This is a genomic window from Methanosarcina sp. MSH10X1 (genome assembly GCF_004099695.1).
Classification (GTDB): domain Archaea; phylum Halobacteriota; class Methanosarcinia; order Methanosarcinales; family Methanosarcinaceae; genus Methanosarcina.
The window spans coordinates 1-1,399 of record NZ_SCHL01000044.1 but is presented as its reverse complement, the minus strand read 5'-3'; the positions used below and the strand labels follow the sequence as shown (position 1 = coordinate 1,399).

Sequence of the window (1,399 nt, the reverse complement as noted above, 5' to 3'; positions counted from 1 at the left end):
CTATCTGTCTTCTGAAGGTGTTGCAGGAGTTTATCTTTATATCGAGCAGTTTTTCGATATTCATCTTTGCAGCAATACCTTTTGCAGCTCCGGGCACCGAGGTAATTACCCCGATATCGAGTTCTTCACGCAGCTCGCGCATAACGTGTTCGTCTACAAGGTCAATGACCTCGACTCCGAGCTTCTTTGCCACGTATTCTTTTGCCTCGCCTATGCGCATATTCTTTGAGAACTCCATTCTTGCGACAAGGTCGCCTGCAGCTCTCATGCCTGTCATACCAGAAGCCATTATGTGGGAAATCGGCATACCCAGAGGGTCGCCGACCCCGATCTATATGCCGTCGACGCCTGCAATTTCGACCATTGCCTTGCTTGCCCTCGTAACCGCATCAATAGGAGGTGTCTCAAGCATCGGGATTCCGCCCACTCCCATTCCCATATCGACATGGCAGGGAATTGGGGAAGCTTCCACAGCTGCCTTCATGAAGGTAACTGCACGGGCAAGGTTCCAGGCTGAGGTTTTGCTCGTGTTTGTATTGCATACCGGCCCGAAAACATTTGCTCCGGCTTTTGCAATAAGCGGAGCCTGCTGGTGCGGCCAGAGCCCTGCGAGGGTTACTCCGTCATACTGAAGGTTTCCGTGCATACCAAGTACGCATTCTCCTGCCATTCCTGCTTCGATGTACATGTCAGGGAACTCTTTTCTGAGGGCCTGGATTGCATGGAGCGTGCCATACATATCAGCGTCTCCGGCTGCCGCAGTTGTGTCAAAATTGACCCCATCGGCTCCCGAGGCAAAGATTTTCTGCATAACCCATACGGTATCCCTTGTCAGGTGCTCAGCAGCATGTTCCATTGATTCCCAGGCTTCCTGAATCTTGAAGGCTTTCATAAGGTCGCCGGGGTTCTCAAAAGGCCCATCCGGGGTATAATACAGTCCCATATTTGGCATTGCGCCGTAAAACAATGGGATAACCATGTTCTGCTGGCAGACTTCCATTGTCTGGCACTCATTGGAAACAACAGGCTTTACAGGCTTGTAACTGTAGTCAATGTGACCGAGTTCCATTGTGTCGGCACCAAAAGCCCGCTCGTGCATCATGCAGCCGACCAGACGGCTTGAAGGAATCCCGACGCCGCTGTTACCCTGGTCCCCGTCAAGCCTTATAGTCCCAATATCGTGAGTCACAGGAATTTCCATGCCCTGTTCCACGCTCACGGCTTTACCGGGCATCATAAGGATTTCTGCAAGCTTGTCAACCTCATCGGCACTAAGAGCAGGGATTTCGCCAAGGTCGGCAGCATTTGCCACACCGGCTTCAATCTCTTCCATGATTTTCTCTTTTGTGAGGAAGACGCGTTTGCCGTCTCCCATACGCAAAGCATATTCAGTTGCCAT

The 1,399-nt window shown here is 51.5% G+C and carries 1 pseudogene; it reads right to left on the bottom strand.

The features are described from left to right. Nucleotides 1–1,399: pseudogene (gene mtbB, locus EQO05_RS15205) on the bottom strand ([dimethylamine--corrinoid protein] Co-methyltransferase); the annotation flags it as partial.